Raw genomic sequence first — 17,872 nt, forward strand, 5'->3', positions numbered from 1 at the left:
ATAATCAAATTAACAACATAAGGAAGGGGAAAATATAAATAATGAAGGAACAACAAAAACAATTGAGAAAGCAAGTTGCCCCTTATGAAAAAGCTGAATTGCGAAATAGTATTTGGCAACTCATCAATACCATTGGACCATTTTTATTGCTTTGGTTTTTAGCATATAAAAGCTTGGCGTTCTCATATCTTCTTACATTGGCATTTGCCGTTCTTGCAGGTGGTTTTTTAATTCGAACATTCATCATCTTTCATGATTGTACGCATTATTCATTTTTCAAAAGTCGCAAAGCAAATCGAGTCCTTGGTACGATTACAGGAGTCTTAACTTTGTTCCCATTTGAGAAATGGGGGCATGATCATACGATTCACCATGCTACGAGTAGCAACTTAGACAAACGAGGCGTAGGAGATATATGGATGCTAACAGTAGATGAGTACTTGGAAGCTCCATTTTGGAAGAAAGTACAATACCGTTTGTATCGTAATCCTTTTGTCATGTTCATTATAGGTCCCATTTATGTGTTTGGTATTGAAAATCGCTTCAATCATCGAGGCGCTAGGCGAAAAGAACGATTAAACACGTATTTAACAAATGTGTTACTTGCAATTGTCATCGGATTGCTTTGCTTAACAATTGGTTGGCAAAGTTTTCTCCTTGTACAGATTCCGATTTTTATGATTTCAGGATCTCTCGGTATCTGGTTATTTTATATCCAGCACACGTTTGAAGATTCTTACTTTGAAGAAGATGAACATTGGCAATATGTAAGGGCAGCCGTAGAGGGGAGTTCTTTTTATAAACTTCCAAAAGTTCTGCAATGGGTAACAGGTAATATTGGCTACCACCATGTTCATCATTTAAGCCCGAAGGTACCGAACTACAAGCTTGAAGAAGTCCATAATAATACTGAGCCATTACAAAAAGTTCCAACAATTACGCTTTCCATGAGTTTAAGTTCATTGAAATTTAAACTATGGGATGAGGATGGGAATAAATTTGTACCTTTCAGTCATGTAAAACAAGTGGCGAAAAAGCGTGTATCTGTACATGCGAAGCCAGAGGTTTAATATCCACATCTTCTTGTAGACGATTTGCTTTATAAAAAGTGAAATGACTCTCCTTACAATTTGAGGAGAGTTTATTCATGTAAAATTGTTTATATATGGTAATATGTAGATAATAGAAGAATTTGAGGGTGGATGAATGTTTAAACGCTATTGGAAATTATTAAAAACAACGGGTATATCCCCGTATATTTGGACGATTTTGAGTATCCTGCCCTTTTATTTTATATTACAGTCGCCTGCAATGTATGAAAAAATCATCGGAGTTGCTTTAACAATCATATTTTTCGTATTTTATCGGCTAGCGTTTATTTCGAAAGGGTGGACGGTGTATTTATGGACTATCATACTAATATGTATCTCGGTTGTATTAACGAACCTTTTTAGTTTTGTTTATTTCGCTTTTTTTCTTGCTTATTTAATTGGCAAGATTCAAGATAAGATTGCGTTTTTTGTTCTTTATTTTATTAATCTTTTTATTACATCTGCTGCCATCAATTTGGAGCTTTTTCTATGGAAAGAGCAATTTGTATGGCAATTGCCATTTGTATTGATTGTATGGCTAAGTATCATCTTCTTGCCTTTAAGTATGCGTAATAAAAAGGTACAAGGTCAGCTTGAGGAAAAACTAGAAGATGCGAATAAACGGATTGCCGAGTTAGTAAAGGCGGAAGAGCGACAGCGGATTGCGCGAGATTTACATGATACTCTAGGCCAAAAGCTTTCACTTATTGGTTTAAAGGCCGACCTAGCGAGTAAATTAGTCTATAAGAATCCTGAACAAGCTCGCTCAGAATTGAAGGATGTTCAACAGACCGCTAGAACGGCATTAAATGAAGTAAGGAAAATGGTTTCTGAAATGCGAGGCATCCGTTTAAAAGACGAACTAAATCATGTTAAGCAAATGTTCGAAGCAGCACAAATTGGTTATATTTGCGAAGTGGATTTGCCGTTGAAAAATGTTTCCTTGCTTTCAGAGAACATTCTAAGTATGTGTTTAAAAGAAGCAGTGAATAACGTCGTAAAACACAGTGGAGCTACAACATGCTCAGTTACAATTGAACAGTCATTGAAGGAGATTACATTAATCATTCGAGATAATGGCAGAGGACAGGTTACTGAGGATGATTTTTCAAAGGGTAGTGGATTGAATGGGATGAGAGAGAGACTAGAATTTGTTAATGGAAGCCTCGAGATAGCCAACGAAAATGGCTTAACCTTATATATAAAAATTCCGAGAATGAAGAAAGAGTCTTAGTGTAGGAGGGGGAGTATGATTCGAATTGTGTTAGCGGAGGATCAAAGATTGTTGCTAGGAGCTTTAGGGTCCTTGTTGAGCTTAGAAGAAGATATGGAAGTAGTCGGGCAAGCTCAAAATGGGGAGGAAGCGCTAGAACTTGTAAAGAAGTATCAGCCTGATATTTGTATTATGGATATTGAAATGCCTGGGAAAACAGGATTAGAGGCTGCAGAAGAGTTGAAGAATACAGATTGCAAAGTGATTATATTAACTACTTTTGCGCGGTCTGGATATTTCCAACGGGCAGTAAAAGCTGGAGTGAAAGGCTATTTGTTAAAAGATAGTCCAAGTGAGGAGTTGGCGAGCTCGATTCGAAGTGTGATGGCTGGACGAAGGGTATATGCCCCGGAACTGATGGATGACTTATATAGTGAGGAAAATCCACTGACCGAAAGAGAAATGGAGGTCCTTGGCCTAGTTGCAGATGGGAAAAACACGAAAGATATTGCCAGTGAATTGACGATTACGACAGGAACAGTAAGAAACTATATTTCAACGATTCTAGATAAACTTGAAGTAACCAATCGAATTGAAGCGATTCGACAATCACGTGAAAAAGGTTGGTTTAAATAATAAATGCCGTCCCACGGGTTACTCAGCTAACGCACTCGAGGGACAGGCATTTTTTTACCGAAGTTTTTTAAAGATCAATGATTCAATGAACTGCCATGGTAGGAAGGCTTTTAATCGTATATTCGTTTTTACTGATTTCCCAATCGGATAACGCAATTTAGGTGTTTTTTCTTGGCTAGCGACTTGAGCGACAAGGGCAGCGACTTCTTCGGGTGATCCATGATTCGCTTTCTCAGATTCAATTTCAGTTTGTAATTTAACCATATAAGAGTGATAAGGAGAATTCTCAGAGATTGAGATTTGGTCCATACTCGTCCAAATGTTCGTTTTGTATGAACCAGGTTCAATTAGTACTACATCGATTCCAAATGGTTTAACCTCTAATCTTAAACTTTCACTGAACCCTTCAAGAGCATGTTTAGATGCAGCATAAGGAGATAGTCCCGGAAACCCGAATTGGCCACTTATGCTGCTCATATTAATCATTCGGCCTCCTCCACTTTTGCGCATGAAGGGAAGGACGGCTTGTGTAATTGCGACGACCGCAAAGAAATTGGTGTCAAATTGCTGTCGGTAGTCGTCAATTGAAAGCTCCTCACAAAAGCCACCGATGGCGATTCCTGCATTATTTACGAGAATATCGACAGAATTTAGGTTACTTAAATAAGAAGTAAACTGAGAAATCGATTCGCTTGACGTTACGTCAAGCGGTTGAACTTCAATAAAAGGCTCTGAATTCTGTTTTCGTGCCTCTTCAAATAACTTATCTGCTTTCGAGATGTCTCTCATCGTCGCGATTACATGAAACCCACTTTTAGCTAGTTCAAGTACACATAATAAGCCAAATCCGCTTGAAGAACCAGTTACTATTGCATTCTTTCTTGTCATATATTTCCCCTTTATAAACTAATTTCCTTTATTTTAACTCATTTGTACCGTTATATATCTTTATAACTTAAAAACGATCAACCAGCAGGCGCAATTTCGCTTGCTATGGTAAAATAACAGACGTGAATGATATTGTTTGGGGAGTAAGAGATGAAAAAAATATTTTTGTTTATTAAGATGACACTCGTTCTTTTTTTAGTTGTTGGTTGTTCACAGGAGAATCGGTTATCGGCAACGGTTATATCAGTTACCGATGGCGACACGATAAGGGTAAAACTCGTAAATGGGGAAGAAGAGAGAGTTCGCTTGACCTTAGTCGATACACCGGAAACGAAGCATCCGAGACTTGGAGAACAACCATTCGGTCAAGAGGCATCTGATTTTACGACAGAACAATTAACGGGAAAAGAAGTCTTACTTGAACTAGATGTGCAGGAAAGAGATCAGTACGGACGATTATTAGCATATGTCTGGGTAGATGATACACTGTACAACGAGGTTTTAATTGAAAAGGGATATGCCAGAATTGCCGTTTTTCCGCCAAATACGAAATATGTTGATCAATTTGAAAAGGTTCAGAAAAAGGCACAAGAAGATGGGGTAGGAATTTGGAGTATTGAAAATTACGTACAGGAGAGAGGCTTTGACACGGATGCAATCGATGAAGTAGAAACAGCCTTAAACAATGAGACGAATTGTGTAAATCAAATAAAAGGCAATAAAAATTCCAAAATATATCATTTAACAACCGGTGCACATTACGATTCGATTAGTGAACACAACATTATCTGGTTTTGTTCTGAAGAAGAAGCAGAAAAAGCAGGATTTCGGGCGTCAAAAAGGTAGTAAACATGACCAGATTTCATGGTCATGTTTATTTTTTACCGTTTTTCTTGGAGTTTATTCTTTAGTGAGGTTGTTGATTAAAACCATGAGTTCACGGTCGTCCAGAAGAAGAACATCTGCTTCAGTCATTTCCTTATTTTCACAAAGAATGATTTCTTCCATTTTATAACGTTCCCATTCATTTAAAAAATAAGATTTCATTACTAACATATATATAACCTCGCTCCATTTAATTTATTTTACGATAAAAAAGTTGTGTACCGTAAAAAGTGAGCAAATTGAGTGAGCGTTCGCTCAGTTTGGTGATTAGTTCCATTTTAATAGAAAAAAACACAATTTTCAATCTATTTTTACAAAAGATTCGTATTTTGACGTTTCAATCTATTATATTAATCGCGGATAAGTTTTGTGTAATTGTAGTAAGATGTGTTAAACAATTCATTTGGGGTGAAAAAGGTGAAAGTGATTGATCTACATTGCGATGTATTATTAAAGCTACAGGAATGTAAAGGGAAGTTGAGTTTTAAAGATTCAGATGAACTAGATGCAAATAAGCAAAGACTAATAAAAGGGGAAGTATCAGTTCAATGTTTCGCTATTTTTATCGAACCGGATATAAAGCAAGAGCACAAGTTTCAGGCTGCACTCGGCCAGGTCGACTTATTTTACAAAGAGATTCTTGCAAAAAACCCTGAAATGAAACAAATAAAAGATTGGGATGACTTTGACGTTCTTGAAGAAGGTGAAATTGGTGCGATGCTAACGCTTGAAGGCGTTGATGCAATTGGGAACGATCTTAGTAAATTAAATCATTTGTATCAATTGGGTGTACGTTCAGTGGGATTAACATGGAATCATGCTAACTTAGCAGCAGATGGGGTTGGAGAGCCTAGAGGGGCTGGTTTGACATTGTTCGGTAAAGAGATTGTTGAATTTAACAATCAACATCACATCCTTACAGACGTCTCCCATCTTTGTGAGAAAGCTTTTTGGGATGTGATTGAGATAGCGAGTTATCCAATTGCTAGCCATTCAAACGCTCGCCATCTTTGCAATCATCCCCGTAACTTATACGGCAATCAAGCACGTGCTCTTATTAAAAAAAATGGAATGGTCCATATTGTGTTTGCTCCACAATTTGTCAAAGAAGATGGAGATGCGACCATTAATGATCTTATTAAACATATTGACTACCTTTGTTCCCTTGGTGGTGTAAAAAACATTGGAATGGGTTCTGATTTTGATGGGATTCCTTCCCATGTGAAAGATCTTGAAAACGCGGGGAAATATCAGAATCTAATTAATGAATTACTTAAACATTTTACAGAAGCGGAAGTAAGAGGGTTCGCCTATCAAAACTTTTTAAATCATCGGCCAAGTATAAATTCACAATAAATAGACGTATAAGAGCATGATTCAGAGCCTCTTTATAGATGTTCATATACTCATATTTCGCTTAAAAGCAGTGGATGGACGGACATCCACTGCATTTTAACAGTATTATTTCCAAAGTTTCCACCATCTTTTAGAAGTATCTTTGGAAGCAGCAGTTTCTCGAAAACTAACAACCATATCCTTGAAAATTTCATCCCGTTTTTGAATTTCCCCTTGAAATTGTTCTCTCTCAAGTTTCAGTGTTTCAAGGTAATATTCTCTATCCATTGCTAATTGCTCATTTAAAGTATTTAATTCTGAAGCTGTAATTTCTTTATTTTTAGCAATATAGTCAGTTAAGATTTTAAACTCCTCTGATGATTTGTTAAGTTTAACAGCAATGGAACGGATTTCTTCGGAGGTTCCTTTCGAAACTTTCGCAAGGTTGGTTGTTATTGCTGAGATGTCTTTTGCAGTTCCTCTATTTATTCTTGTTACATTTTCTTTTAGTGAAAGAATCTCCTTCTTAGTTCCTGACGAAACTTTAGAAACATTTGTTGATAAATTTGCTAATTCTTTTGTCGTCCCTTTTTTTAACTGTATCACTTCTTGTGAAAGATCGGTAACTTTATCTGCTGTATTGCTTGAGACTTCAGATAGACTTTCGAACGATTCGGAAGTCTTTTCTGTAGCTTGGGCTACATGTTGGGATAGCTCTTCGATATCTTGTTTCATTTTATCTTTTGATCTTTGAATCGAGAGCGATAACGCCTTTATTGTTTGTAATGAATTAGCAGTAATATCCTTTTTAACTTCGTTTACAATTTCAGTTCGGAGACCGTTTTGAATTTCTGTTCTTACATCTTGTAACAGGGTTTGTTTATACGTATCTAGTGCATGAAAAAAGCCTTCTACATCAAAGTCTGATCCTTTATGAGCAGGTACTTGTTCTTGGGTGACAGCAGGCAAATTGGTTTCGATTAATTCGGAATCATCTTCCGAACGGATGTCCATATGTTTTTGAAGGAGTTCACGAATCATATCCTTGCTTAAGTTTTTGCTTCTCATCTGTTTTATTTTCTCTAATAGTGTGATTTCCTTTTCTGTATAGAACCTCGCTCCTTGTCTTGTTCGCGGAATAATGAGTAGACCGTCTAAGTCTTTCTCCCATTGCCGAATCGTTCCCGAAGGAACATTGATTGTTTTTGATACTTCTTTTATCGTATAGGCTTTCATAAATTGATTCATTTTTGCCAACCCTTTCTTTATTTAAAATTTGATCGTTTTCAATGTATAACCATTTTTCATCTGTATTTGAATTCAGCAAACGGGTACCCTTTTTCCTGCATGATGACAAAAGCTTCCAAAAGAAGTGGCAATTCATCATCCCTTCGCAAAAACCAACAATAATAAAGATGTTTTGACACATATTTACTTGTGCACTGGAAAAGGTCAATAAACTAGATGAACTCTACAGTTCATTTGGTTAAAATAAAAGTGATAGGAGATATTACTTTTCCTCTTACAGTAGGTTACGCTATGTCTTATGCTTAAAAAGCTTATGTGCATACGGATAAATAATCTTTATGTTCGTAAGCTAAGCGGACTGTTGTATACAAGAGGGACTTGGAGGGTGGAAGATTTGGCAGAACAGAATGTCAGAGTTGAAAGGGATTTTCTCGGTGTGAAGAACGTACCATTGGACGCATACTATGGGATTCAGACATTGCGTGCAGTTGAAAATTTCCCAATAACTGGTTATCAAATACACGGGGAGTTAATTAAAGCATTAGCTATTGTCAAGAAATCAGCGGCCTTAGCTAATATGGAAATCGGACGGTTATATAAAGGATTAGGGGAACCAATAGTAAAGGCTGCAGACGAAATTATTGACGGAGAATGGCATGATCAATTTATCGTTGATCCAATTCAAGGTGGAGCCGGGACATCAATTAACATGAATACGAATGAAGTCATAGCTAACCGGGCTCTAGAAATCCTTGGCGAGAAAAAAGGGGATTATTTCAAATTAAGCCCTAATACCCATGTGAATATGGCCCAATCGACAAACGATGTTTTTCCGACTAGCATGCATATTTCTGTTTTATCATTATTAGACCAGCTTCTAGAAGTGATGGAAATCATGCATAAAGCTTTTGAGGGAAAAGCACAGCAGTTTGACTCTTATATTAAAATGGGGCGGACCCACCTTCAAGATGCAGTTCCGATTCGATTAGGTCAAGAATTCAAAGCTTATAGCAGAGTGATAGCAAGAGATATCAAAAGGATAGCGCGTACTCGCATAGATCTATATGAAGTGAATATGGGGGCTACGGCTGTTGGGACAGGCTTAAATGCAAATCCGAAATATATTAAACGTGTCGTACACTATTTAGCGGAAAATAGTGGTCTTCCGCTTGTAAACGCAGAGCATTTAGTTGATGCAACTCAAAACACGGATGCCTATACCGAAGTTTCTGCTGCTTTAAAAGTTTGTATGATGAATATGTCAAAAATCGCAAATGATTTTCGCTTAATGGCATCAGGTCCCCGTGTTGGATTTAACGAAATTTCTTTGCCCCCGAGACAACCAGGTTCTTCGATTATGCCTGGGAAAGTTAATCCGGTCATGGCCGAGTTAATCAATCAAGTAGCCTTCCAAGTGATTGGCAATGACCATACGATTTGCTTAGCATCTGAAGCCGGGCAACTCGAATTAAACGTAATGGAGCCTGTTCTTATCTTTAATCTTATTCAATCGATTTCTGTTATGAAAAATGCCTTTGGCGTGTTTACTGAACATTGTGTGAAAGGAATTGAAGCAAACAAAGAAAAGCTTCAGCAGGATGTTGATCAAAGTGTTGGCATTATCACCGCCGTAAATCCTCATCTTGGCTATGAAGTCGTTGCCAGAATAGCCCGTGAAGCCATTCTTACAGGAAAATCGGTTCGGGAACTTTGTCTCGCTTATGATGTACTTACAGAAGAAGAGTTAGATCTGATTTTAAACCCATATGAAATGACAAATCCAGGAATTGCAGGAGAAGAACTTCTAAACAAAGATTAGCGAAAATAAAAAAATGATAGCTATCATCAGTAATAAACACAATAAAAAAGAAGGAGGGAAGTACATCCATCCTCCTTCTTAAACAACTTAACTTTCACTTAACTAGTCCAAGTTTTTTTAGTCCATTATAAATACCTGAATTTGTGACTGTCGTCGTTTTATGCTTAGCATAAGAAAATAAGTTTGGATTTGCGTTTCCCATTGCAAAACCCTCGCCAACTTCTTGGAGCATTTCTTTATCGTTCATCCCATCTCCGAAAGCGATAGCAGATTCCTTTGGAATTCCCAGTCGATTCAGGAGAAACCTTACCCCAACTCCTTTATTAACCTTCTCTCTAATCACATCATAACAATGATGCATTCCTTCTATATTTACTTGTGAGAAAAAAATGCCATCATCGAGCGAATATACACCCTTCCCATTCTCAGCTTTTGTTAGTAAAGTCATGCCAAGAATATCATCAATAACGTCATCTGTGAAAAGACTATTCCTTCTTAAATGAAAGGTTTCATTAAACCTCTTCACTTCTGGTGAATTCAATGAAGTAAAATAATTTTTATTATTTGTGTATAAAACGATGTCATGATTGTATTTCTTAGCGACATCAAGGAAGGATTGGACGTGATGAGCTTCCATGGGCTCTGCAAATAGCTCTTCGTTATTAAAAATGGCTAGCGCACCATTATAACCAATATAAGAGTTTATGTTTAGTTTACGCCCTATTTCTCTTATTTCGTGTACCGGTCTCCCGGTAGCTAGGACCGTTTCAATCCCGATTTTTTGAACTTGAGCAATCGCCTCTTTCGTTGAATGTTCAATTGTATTATCAGGACGCAATATAGTCCCGTCAATATCGAGAAATAATATTTTGAATGCCATAAAACAAAACTCCTTTATATTTATTAAATCATTTCCTATTTTACCTCTTTATTCATCTTGTCACAAAATCCTGTATAATAAGAATATTAGTTGTTTGATTGAGGTGAAATATATGGAGATAGATAATATTTTAAATAAACTAAATGGTAGAAAAGTGGGGGTTCTTGGGGAAAAAGATTTTTTCCGAGTTTCGGTTCTTCTGCCACTCATTGTTAAAGACGGTGAAACGCATATATTATTCGAAGTTCGAGCTAGTCATCTACGTAGACAACCGAATGAAGTATGTTTTCCGGGGGGCAAATTTGATGCAGCCGACCGTAATGCAATGGCCTGTGCGGTAAGAGAGACAACTGAAGAACTTGGAATTAAGGAAAGCGATATATCTAATATCATCCCCCTTGATTATCTCGTTAATGGTGGTGGAACAATTGTATACCCATTTGTTGGGAAGATTGACGACCTATCAATAATCCGGCCTAATCCAGATGAAGTTGGGGAAATTTTTACTGTCCCTCTTTCGTATCTCTTAAATACGAAGCCAGCCGTTTATAAACTCAATTTTCAAGTTCAACCCGAGGAAGGGTTCCCATATGATTTAATTATCGGAGGAGAGAATTATAAATGGCAAATTAGGCAGATGGATGAATACTTCTATGAATATGATGGAAATATTATTTGGGGACTCACAGCTAGAGTGTTAACGCATTTTTTAGATTTAATTAAATAAATCTATTTTTAGAATTTAATATGGACAATAGAATTTGAGTGTTCATATAAAGAGAAAATTCTTGCATCTTTTAACCATAAAAGAGATAATGATAAATAATACTTTAGCGAAGGATGACAGACATATGAAAGTTGTGAAATTCGGAGGCTCTTCTTTAGCTTCCGGTGAACAGTTAGAAAAAGTGTTTAATATTGTAGTTTCGGATCCTGACCGTAAAGTGGTCGTTGTATCTGCTCCAGGGAAAAGGTATCCTGATGATATTAAGGTTACAGATTTATTAATTGCATGTGCTGAACATGTGCTTGACACAGGGGATGGCGGCGAATATTTTGATGCTGTTATTCAAAGGTATACAGCTATTGCCAATGAACTTGAGATTTCTAATGAAATTATTGAAGTTATTACTGATAGTTTACGCAGTTTATTAGCAGACCGTAGCAAAAGTCATGACCATTTTATCGAATCTGTAAAGGCGAGTGGTGAAGACAACAATGCAAAATTAGTTGCAGCTTACTTCCAATCTCGTGGGGTTGATGCGCACTACATAAACCCGAAGGAAGCGGGCCTTCTCGTTAGCGATGAACCAGGACATGCCCAGGTTCTTCCAGAAACTTATGATAATTTATATGAATTACGTAAAAAATCAGGTATTATCGTTTTTCCAGGATTTTTTGGTTATTCAAAAAAGGGCGATATTGTTACCTTTTCTCGTAGCGGATCTGATATCACCGGCTCAATTTTAGCAAACGGTGTTAAAGCAGAAGTATACGAAAATTTCACGGATGTAGATGCAGTTTGTTCTGTTAACCCTGGTATTGTTAAGAATCCGAAAGAAATCCGTGAGCTTACTTATCGTGAAATGAGAGAACTTTCATATGCGGGATTTTCTGTCTTTCATGATGAAGCACTTATGCCAGCCTTTCATGCTGGGATTCCAGTCCATGTTCGAAATACAAATAATCCAGATGCACAGGGGACTAAAATTGTAAACAAACGGACGAATCAAAACGGACCAGTGGTAGGAATTGCAAGTGACAAAGGATTTTGCAGTATTTACGTTAGAAAATATTTAATGAACCGTGAAATCGGTTTTGGACGTAAACTATTACAAATTTTAGAAGAATTTAATCTTTCTTATGAACATTTACCGTCAGGAATTGATGATATTTCGATTATTCTTCGTCAAGATCAAATGAATCTCGCATTTGAAAAAGAAATGTTAAAACGGATTGAAAATGAGCTTGGAGCTGAAGAGGTAAAGATCCAACATGATCTTAGTTTAATTATGGTCGTTGGTGAAGGCATGCGCTGCAATGTTGGTACGATGGCGCGAGCTGCTAAAACACTTGCTGATATTGGTGTCAATATCGAAATGATTAACCAAGGCTCGTCAGAGGTTAGCATGATGTTTGCTGTAAAAGAGGCTGATGAAAAGAAGGCCGTTCAAGCGTTATATGATGAGTTTTTTGTAGGTGTACCTGTTAAATCATAAATACTAAACAAAAAAGAAGGACTGTTCGATGAGCAGTGCTTCTTTTTTGTTTGGTTAATATTCTTTATATCGTAAATAATCGAAATTTGAGGTTGGAACTGTTTTTATCACTTCACCATTCTCATCAAAATACACTTCATGCTCCTGGTAGGTTTCGATAATCTCCACACCGTTCTTTTCCTGACTAACTAAATACATTTCTAATGATGGGATTTGCTCATTCAGTAAATCAGTATCTGTTTTAAATGCGGTAACTGCTTCAGGTTCCTCTGAAAAAGATTTAAAAATTTCATTAATAGTCAGTTCAATTATCCCTAAAAAGAGTAGGAGAAACAATCCAAACTTTATAATCGTCCGCACAAGCAAGCTTCAACTCCTGTAATGTTGTTTTATACCATATATATGCTTGTACAGATAGATTAATACACATAAATGGTTCCAACATTTTTGTAGTAAAGACGTCATAAAAGAAAATTAACTTCATATAGTTTACCTCGATATACGGGGAGGGAAATGAACTTGATGAAGCCAAAAAAGCTTAAAAAGGGAGATACGGTTGGAATTATCGCTCCGGCAGGTACACCTCAACGAGAAAAGCTTGAAAAAGGAGTAGAATTTCTTCGTGAGGTAGGCTTAAAAACAAAGCTGGGGCGTCATATATACCGAAAAAATGGCTATCTTGCTGGTAGTGATGAAGAAAGAGTAGAGGATTTGCATTCCATGTTTGCTGATTCAGAAGTAAAGGCGATCTTTTGTGCTCGAGGTGGTTATGGTACTGCGAGGATTGCCGAAAGAATTGATTATGAACTGATTAAGAAAAATCCTAAAATTTTTTGGGGTTATAGTGATATTACATTTTTACATTTAGCTATCCAAAAAAGAACAGGGTTAGTGACCTTTCATGGTCCGATGATTGCATCTGATTACGGGAGTGATGAAATAGATTCGCTAACAAAAAATTCTTTAAAGCAACTTTTTGAACCGAATCCACTTCAATATTCGACAGAGCAATCGCCATTGGAAACGGTCGTGGATGGGGTAGCATTCGGTCCACTTATAGGTGGAAATTTAACATTAATAACAAGTACATTAGGAACGTCATTTGAAATAGATACAAACGGAAAAATATTGTTAATTGAAGAAATCAACGAAGAACCTCGGGCAATTGACCGAATGTTTAATCAGCTTTCGATGGCGGGTAAGCTTGAGGGTGCAGCAGGAATTTTGTTAGGCGATTTTCATCATTGTATTTCTGAATCTCCAGCTTCCTTTGAACTTGAGGAAGTTCTCGAACATTATATTAAACGGGTGAATAAACCAACTTTAGCAGGGTTAAAAATTGGACACTGTCAACCGAACCTAGCTGTTCCGCTTGGAGTGAACGCAATTTTGGATTCTCGACAACAACAACTTATTGTAGAAAATGGGACATTATCATAATCGCCTCCTTTTTGAAAATGTCTTTTTGTATTTAGGGCCGTTGCAAAAATTATTTCTCGGGCAAGCGCAAAAGCTGACAAAAAAGCGAAGTTTCATCAATATTTTTCAGTGCGGAGCAAAACTTTTGTCATTATTTAGTCGTTATCTCAGTCATTGTTATGAAAACTTACAAAAAATGGATGATATCATTTGCTAGGCATTTACTATTAATTCCTATCATATTAATAGCACATAGTGTTTCTAAATAGGGGGATATTATAAGAGAACTTAATAAAACTGAACGAACATACAAGTTCGTTCAGTTTTTATTTGGATAAAATAATTATTTTTAAGTGGGGAATTTGTTTTTGTGTACATGAAAGAAAGGAGAAAAAGGATGCAATCTTTAAGTGGGAAAACAGCCTTGATTACAGGAGCTGGTAGAGGAATTGGTCGTGCTGTTGCAATCGCTCTTGCGAAAGAAGGAGTTCATTTAGGTTTACTCGGTAAAAATATCGCTAATCTAGAAAAAGTTTCTGAAGAGTTGGAACAATATGATATAAATATTGCTGGTTCAGCAGCGGATATAACTGATAGGGAAGCTGTTGACCATGCGATTAATCATATTAAGTCTGAGCTTGGTTCGATTGACATCTTAATTAATAATGCTGGGATTGCCAAATTTGGTGGGTTTCTTGAGCTTGAACCGGAAGAGTGGGAAGAAGTAATCAATGTTAATTTATTGGGTACATATTATGTTACTCGGGCTGTTCTACCAGATATGATCGCTAGAAAATCTGGAGACATTATCAACATTTCTTCCACTGCTGGGCAAAAAGGGTCTCCTGTAACTAGCGCTTATAGCGCATCTAAGTTTGGAGTGCTAGGATTAACAGAGTCGTTACTAATGGAAGTGAGAAAACATAATATTCGTGTTACCGCAATGACTCCAAGCACCGTTGCTACAGATTTAGCTGTTGAAAATAAGTTGGTTGGTGAGAACACTGAGAGTGTGATGCAACCAGAAGATCTTGCAGAAATGATGGTAGTACAATTAAAATTGCATCCACGAGTTTTTGTGAAATCTACTCGAATGTGGTCAACAAATTCTTAATTAAAAGCATTTTGAGTGTAGGTAACAAAATCAGCAAACAAGCTTAAACGCAAATCTCTTCTGAGATTCGCGTTTTTTTTATTAATACATATAGTAGGGGAGGGGAATCTTCGCTTAACTTCCGATTTGTTGGTTTATACGTCATCAGGAAAGCTCCTAAAAAAAGTGTCCACTCGGGAAAGACAGTGAATCTTCGGTACTAGTATCAAGTCTTAATTAAAAAGAATATCATCATTTCCCCTATAATAACAATAAACTCAATTAAATATCCTAACATAATTTAACGATTCGAAAAAGAAACTAAATAAGATATATTAGAATATTTAGAATTAGTAGTAAAAAGGACTAAAGTCCTTGTGGATAACGTTTGTTTGTGAATAACTAAGAACGATTGTGGATAAATTCATGTGGGAAGATAGTTTGCGGAAACTTCGATTGTTCTTATTAATGAATCAGTGAATCATTTTGTGAAAGAGAGCAATAGAGCCGATCGAGAGGCTCTTACGTTTGTAAAAAGGTAGACGTGTAAGTTTTTACGTCAAATAGCTTGTGATGTTTATTATTTTGTGTTATTCTCACAAAAATTATCTTTTAATAAGTTAAGATTGAGTGAAGAGAAATAGTGAGAGATTCGTTCATCTCTAAAAATAATGGAATTAAGTGCATTCACAATTTTAAAGTAGGGAGGAAGGATTATGAGGGATGTAACATTATTAAACATCTTTGACCATCATATTACTCAGAAATATGTGAAACGCTCTGGTTTTGCTCATGCAGTTGCTGTAGCCTATCATGCCTTTTCGCTAGCAAAAGAATATAATGAAGATGTTGATATTGCAACAAAAGCTGGGTTTCTTCACGATATCGGTCACTTCACCTGGTATCGAAATGGAAAATGGGATTATGACTTATATCGGCAAAATGACATCCATCCTATAAAAGGAGCGGAGAGAGCTCACAAGCTATTAATTAGACTTGGAGAAAATCCGATAAAAGCGAAAGCAATCGCATTAGCGATTTTATTTCACACTGATTCTTTTTTGCCTACGAACGATATCGAGCGCACAACTCTTCAGAAAATTGTTAAGTGGGCAGATGAAAAGGATGAAGAAGAAGGTGGTGCTCATCATTACAGAACAATTAAAAAGGACCGAGCAAGGAAAAGTATCATCAGGCTAGATGAGATGATTGACGAGGAACTACGATACACGGAAAGTAAACAGTTATCATAAGGAAAAAATATAAGGGAGAAAAACAACACCAATGTTGTTTTTCTCCCTTATCAATAAATGTACTTACTTTCTTAGATTAATTTAGGATCGTATCCGTATTGTTTTTTCCAGGCGGTACGATTGGAAAAACATTTTCTTCCTCTGTTACATCGAATTCAATAACAGTTGGGTGATGATGGCTAAATGCTTGTTGGATTGCTGTTTTTGCTTCTAATAAATTCGCTGCTCTGCCCGTCTCAAGACCGTATGCTTTTGCTAGAGTGATAAAGTCTGGTGAGGAGATTTTTACAGATGAATATCGACCTTTATAGAACATTTCCTGCCATTGTCGAACCATCCCTAAATAGCCATTTTTCAAAATGACGATTTTAATAGGGAGTTGGTATTTTGCTACTGTCGCTAACTCTTGATAATTCATTTGGAAACTACCATCTCCGCTAACAAGAATGACTTCATTATTATCCGTTGCTAACGCGGCCCCGATTGCTGCGGGTAATCCAAACCCCATTGTGCCTAATCCTCCAGAAGTTACAAATGTACGTGGATGATTGAACTTATAATTATGCGCCGTCCATATTTGATGCTGACCGACATCTGTTGCAACGATTGCCTTTTCACTAGAATATTCATCTACTAGTTGGATCACCTGTTGAGGTTTTAATTCACTTTTTGAATCCGAAAAACGCGGGGCAATTTTTTGCCAACTAGATGTTTCCTTTATCCATTCAGTTGTATCACTCGGAATTTCTTGATCCAACAGTTGTGATAGAACAGTATAAACGTCGCCGACAATCGGAAGGTCGATATTGATATTTTTATTGATTTCTGCAGCATCAATATCTATTTGGATTTTTCGAGACTTAGGTGAAAAGCCGTTAAGTTTGCCAGTTACTCTATCGCTAAAGCGAACCCCTAAACAGATGAGTAAATCAGCACGATGAACGCTCTTATTTGCGGCGAATGTACCATGCATCCCAAGCATTCCTAAAAATAAAGGGTGATTAGCTGGGAATGCACCTAAGCCCATTAACGTACTTACGACAGGAATTTTTGTTCGGTCGACAAGCTCTCTAACTAACATTGAAGCGTTCGCACTAATCACTCCTCCTCCGATGAACAAAACAGGCTTCTTTGCCGCTAATATTTCCGCTTTTACACGTTCTATCGTCTTTATTGGAAGGGGGCTTTCTTCTATTTCTCGATGTTGTTTCATCACCTTAGGTGCAGTAGCGTTTGTTTGCTTAATCAATACGTCCGTTGCCATTTCAACTACAACTGCCCCAGGCCTTCCTTCGTTCGCAATTGAAAATGCTTCAGATAATGTTTGTTGGATTTCAGAAATATCATCAATTCTTAAATAATATTTTGTGACAGGTGTAGTCAATCCGAAAAGATCGAGGTTTTCTTCATGTAATGTAATGATAACTAAGGGAACTGAATCGATCTGGGCAGTTAAAACCCCGGTAATTGCGTTTGTCATCGCAGAACCAGGAGGAATATAAGCGACACCAGTTTTGCCTGTTGCTCTTGCATACCCGTCGGCAGCATGAATTGTTGCTTGTTCATGCTCAAGAATGACTTGTTTTAGTTGTTTGCATTTATCAAAGGGATCATATAGGTTTTGCATTGAACCTGATATTGAACCGAAAACAACTTCGGTTTTTTCTGCTAATATGGAATCTATCAATAGTTCGGTTCCGGTAAATTCAAAAGTTTTTGTTTGAGTAGCAATCATTATAAACACCTCTGCTTTTTAAGAATAAATTTTACCGGAACAGTTTGGAATTGTATGTGATAAATCTCATAAGAAATAGAATAATTCGTTATTTTTCTAAAATTTAATTTTAAATAACTAAGGGATAGTGAGCCCTTAATTCACAAAAAAACGACTCT

Annotated in this window: 17 protein-coding genes; 11 read left to right on the forward strand and 6 right to left on the reverse strand. The window is 36.8% G+C overall.

Annotated features, from left to right (window positions below; genetic code table 11):
• Window positions 1-41 precede the first annotated feature (41 nt).
• The 3 genes from desA (at window position 42) to GNT69_RS14170 (ending at window position 2,940) form a co-directional block, all read left to right on the forward strand.
• Window positions 42-1,070: a Delta(5) desaturase DesA gene (gene desA / locus GNT69_RS14160; protein ID WP_203555635.1), complete on the forward strand. Its 1,029-nt coding sequence runs from the start codon at window positions 42-44 to the stop codon at window positions 1,068-1,070.
• 136 nt (window positions 1,071-1,206) lie between these two features.
• Window positions 1,207-2,325 carry a sensor histidine kinase gene (locus tag GNT69_RS14165; RefSeq protein WP_203555636.1) on the forward strand — a complete coding sequence of 373 codons (1,119 nt, stop codon included), beginning with the start codon at window positions 1,207-1,209 and terminating at the stop codon, window positions 2,323-2,325.
• Window positions 2,326-2,340: 15 nt separating this feature from the next.
• The gene (locus GNT69_RS14170; RefSeq protein WP_203555637.1) at window positions 2,341-2,940 is read left to right on the forward strand and encodes a response regulator transcription factor; all 600 of its coding nucleotides are present in this window, start codon (window positions 2,341-2,343) and stop codon (window positions 2,938-2,940) included.
• 54 nt (window positions 2,941-2,994) lie between these two features.
• On the opposite strand, the gene GNT69_RS14175 is transcribed toward GNT69_RS14170, so the two are convergent.
• On the reverse strand, window positions 2,995-3,828 hold the full coding sequence (locus GNT69_RS14175) for an SDR family oxidoreductase (protein WP_203555638.1): 834 nt from the start codon (window positions 3,826-3,828) through the stop codon (window positions 2,995-2,997).
• A gap of 150 nt (window positions 3,829-3,978) precedes the next feature.
• Between GNT69_RS14175 and GNT69_RS14180 the strand changes: the two genes are divergently transcribed.
• On the forward strand, window positions 3,979-4,674 hold the full coding sequence (locus GNT69_RS14180) for a thermonuclease family protein (protein ID WP_203555639.1): 696 nt from the start codon (window positions 3,979-3,981) through the stop codon (window positions 4,672-4,674).
• A gap of 54 nt (window positions 4,675-4,728) precedes the next feature.
• Here GNT69_RS14180 and GNT69_RS14185 read toward each other — a convergent pair whose 3' ends face one another.
• Complete coding sequence (locus GNT69_RS14185) at window positions 4,729-4,884, reverse strand: hypothetical protein (RefSeq protein ID WP_203555640.1); 156 nt, start codon at window positions 4,882-4,884, stop codon at window positions 4,729-4,731.
• A gap of 246 nt (window positions 4,885-5,130) precedes the next feature.
• Between GNT69_RS14185 and GNT69_RS14190 the strand changes: the two genes are divergently transcribed.
• Window positions 5,131-6,069, forward strand: a complete 939-nt coding sequence (locus tag GNT69_RS14190; RefSeq protein WP_203555641.1) for a membrane dipeptidase — start codon at window positions 5,131-5,133, stop codon at window positions 6,067-6,069.
• 105 nt (window positions 6,070-6,174) lie between these two features.
• Here the strand turns inward: GNT69_RS14190 and GNT69_RS14195 are convergent, their stop codons facing one another.
• The gene (locus GNT69_RS14195; RefSeq protein ID WP_203555642.1) at window positions 6,175-7,296 is read right to left on the reverse strand and encodes a MerR family transcriptional regulator; all 1,122 of its coding nucleotides are present in this window, start codon (window positions 7,294-7,296) and stop codon (window positions 6,175-6,177) included.
• A gap of 394 nt (window positions 7,297-7,690) precedes the next feature.
• Here GNT69_RS14195 and aspA point away from each other — a divergent pair, with 394 nt between their 5' ends.
• Window positions 7,691-9,115, forward strand: coding sequence for an aspartate ammonia-lyase (gene aspA, locus GNT69_RS14200; protein ID WP_239094232.1), 1,425 nt, complete (start codon window positions 7,691-7,693; stop codon window positions 9,113-9,115).
• Between the two features lie 94 nt (window positions 9,116-9,209).
• Here the strand turns inward: aspA and GNT69_RS14205 are convergent, their stop codons facing one another.
• A complete protein-coding gene (locus GNT69_RS14205; RefSeq protein WP_203555643.1) occupies window positions 9,210-9,995 on the reverse strand; it encodes an HAD family hydrolase in 786 nt (261 codons plus the stop codon).
• Window positions 9,996-10,107: 112 nt separating this feature from the next.
• Between GNT69_RS14205 and GNT69_RS14210 the strand changes: the two genes are divergently transcribed.
• Together GNT69_RS14210 and GNT69_RS14215 are read left to right on the forward strand one after the other, a co-directional pair.
• The gene (locus tag GNT69_RS14210) at window positions 10,108-10,722 is read left to right on the forward strand and encodes an NUDIX hydrolase (protein WP_203555644.1); all 615 of its coding nucleotides are present in this window, start codon (window positions 10,108-10,110) and stop codon (window positions 10,720-10,722) included.
• A gap of 124 nt (window positions 10,723-10,846) precedes the next feature.
• Complete coding sequence (locus tag GNT69_RS14215; protein ID WP_203555645.1) at window positions 10,847-12,214, forward strand: aspartate kinase; 1,368 nt, start codon at window positions 10,847-10,849, stop codon at window positions 12,212-12,214.
• A gap of 54 nt (window positions 12,215-12,268) precedes the next feature.
• Here the strand turns inward: GNT69_RS14215 and GNT69_RS14220 are convergent, their stop codons facing one another.
• Window positions 12,269-12,580, reverse strand: a complete 312-nt coding sequence (locus GNT69_RS14220; RefSeq protein WP_203555646.1) for a hypothetical protein — start codon at window positions 12,578-12,580, stop codon at window positions 12,269-12,271.
• Window positions 12,581-12,736: 156 nt separating this feature from the next.
• Here GNT69_RS14220 and GNT69_RS14225 point away from each other — a divergent pair, with 156 nt between their 5' ends.
• The 3 genes from GNT69_RS14225 (at window position 12,737) to GNT69_RS14235 (ending at window position 15,979) form a co-directional block, all read left to right on the forward strand.
• Complete coding sequence (locus GNT69_RS14225; protein WP_481747647.1) at window positions 12,737-13,654, forward strand: S66 peptidase family protein; 918 nt, start codon at window positions 12,737-12,739, stop codon at window positions 13,652-13,654.
• Window positions 13,655-14,030: 376 nt separating this feature from the next.
• Window positions 14,031-14,747, forward strand: coding sequence for a 3-ketoacyl-ACP reductase (locus GNT69_RS14230; protein ID WP_203555648.1), 717 nt, complete (start codon window positions 14,031-14,033; stop codon window positions 14,745-14,747).
• Between the two features lie 695 nt (window positions 14,748-15,442).
• Entirely contained in the window at window positions 15,443-15,979 is a 537-nt protein-coding gene (locus tag GNT69_RS14235; RefSeq protein ID WP_203555649.1) for an HD domain-containing protein, read from the forward strand.
• 76 nt (window positions 15,980-16,055) lie between these two features.
• Here the strand turns inward: GNT69_RS14235 and ilvB are convergent, their stop codons facing one another.
• Window positions 16,056-17,714, reverse strand: coding sequence for a biosynthetic-type acetolactate synthase large subunit (gene ilvB / locus GNT69_RS14240; protein ID WP_203555650.1), 1,659 nt, complete (start codon window positions 17,712-17,714; stop codon window positions 16,056-16,058).
• Window positions 17,715-17,872 lie beyond the last annotated feature (158 nt).

It is taken from the genome of Bacillus sp. B15-48 (assembly GCF_016879755.1).
Taxonomy (GTDB): domain Bacteria; phylum Bacillota; class Bacilli; order Bacillales; family Cytobacillaceae; genus Mesobacillus_B.

Bases quoted from the DNA above. Each gene is read 5' to 3' on its own strand.
- desA (WP_203555635.1), top strand. From the start codon at position 42: ATGAAGGAACAACAAAAACAATTGAGAAAGCAAGTTGCCCCTTATGAA.
- GNT69_RS14165 (WP_203555636.1), top strand. From the start codon at position 1,207: ATGTTTAAACGCTATTGGAAATTATTAAAAACAACGGGTATATCCCCG.
- GNT69_RS14170 (WP_203555637.1), top strand. From the start codon at position 2,341: ATGATTCGAATTGTGTTAGCGGAGGATCAAAGATTGTTGCTAGGAGCT.
- GNT69_RS14175 (WP_203555638.1), bottom strand. From the start codon at position 3,828: ATGACAAGAAAGAATGCAATAGTAACTGGTTCTTCAAGCGGATTTGGC.
- GNT69_RS14180 (WP_203555639.1), top strand. From the start codon at position 3,979: ATGAAAAAAATATTTTTGTTTATTAAGATGACACTCGTTCTTTTTTTA.
- GNT69_RS14185 (WP_203555640.1), bottom strand. From the start codon at position 4,884: ATGTTAGTAATGAAATCTTATTTTTTAAATGAATGGGAACGTTATAAA.
- GNT69_RS14195 (WP_203555642.1), bottom strand. From the start codon at position 7,296: ATGAATCAATTTATGAAAGCCTATACGATAAAAGAAGTATCAAAAACA.
- GNT69_RS14205 (WP_203555643.1), bottom strand. From the start codon at position 9,995: ATGGCATTCAAAATATTATTTCTCGATATTGACGGGACTATATTGCGT.
- GNT69_RS14210 (WP_203555644.1), top strand. From the start codon at position 10,108: ATGGAGATAGATAATATTTTAAATAAACTAAATGGTAGAAAAGTGGGG.
- GNT69_RS14215 (WP_203555645.1), top strand. From the start codon at position 10,847: ATGAAAGTTGTGAAATTCGGAGGCTCTTCTTTAGCTTCCGGTGAACAG.
- GNT69_RS14225 (WP_481747647.1), top strand. From the start codon at position 12,737: ATGAAGCCAAAAAAGCTTAAAAAGGGAGATACGGTTGGAATTATCGCT.
- GNT69_RS14230 (WP_203555648.1), top strand. From the start codon at position 14,031: ATGCAATCTTTAAGTGGGAAAACAGCCTTGATTACAGGAGCTGGTAGA.
- GNT69_RS14235 (WP_203555649.1), top strand. From the start codon at position 15,443: ATGAGGGATGTAACATTATTAAACATCTTTGACCATCATATTACTCAG.
- ilvB (WP_203555650.1), bottom strand. From the start codon at position 17,714: ATGATTGCTACTCAAACAAAAACTTTTGAATTTACCGGAACCGAACTA.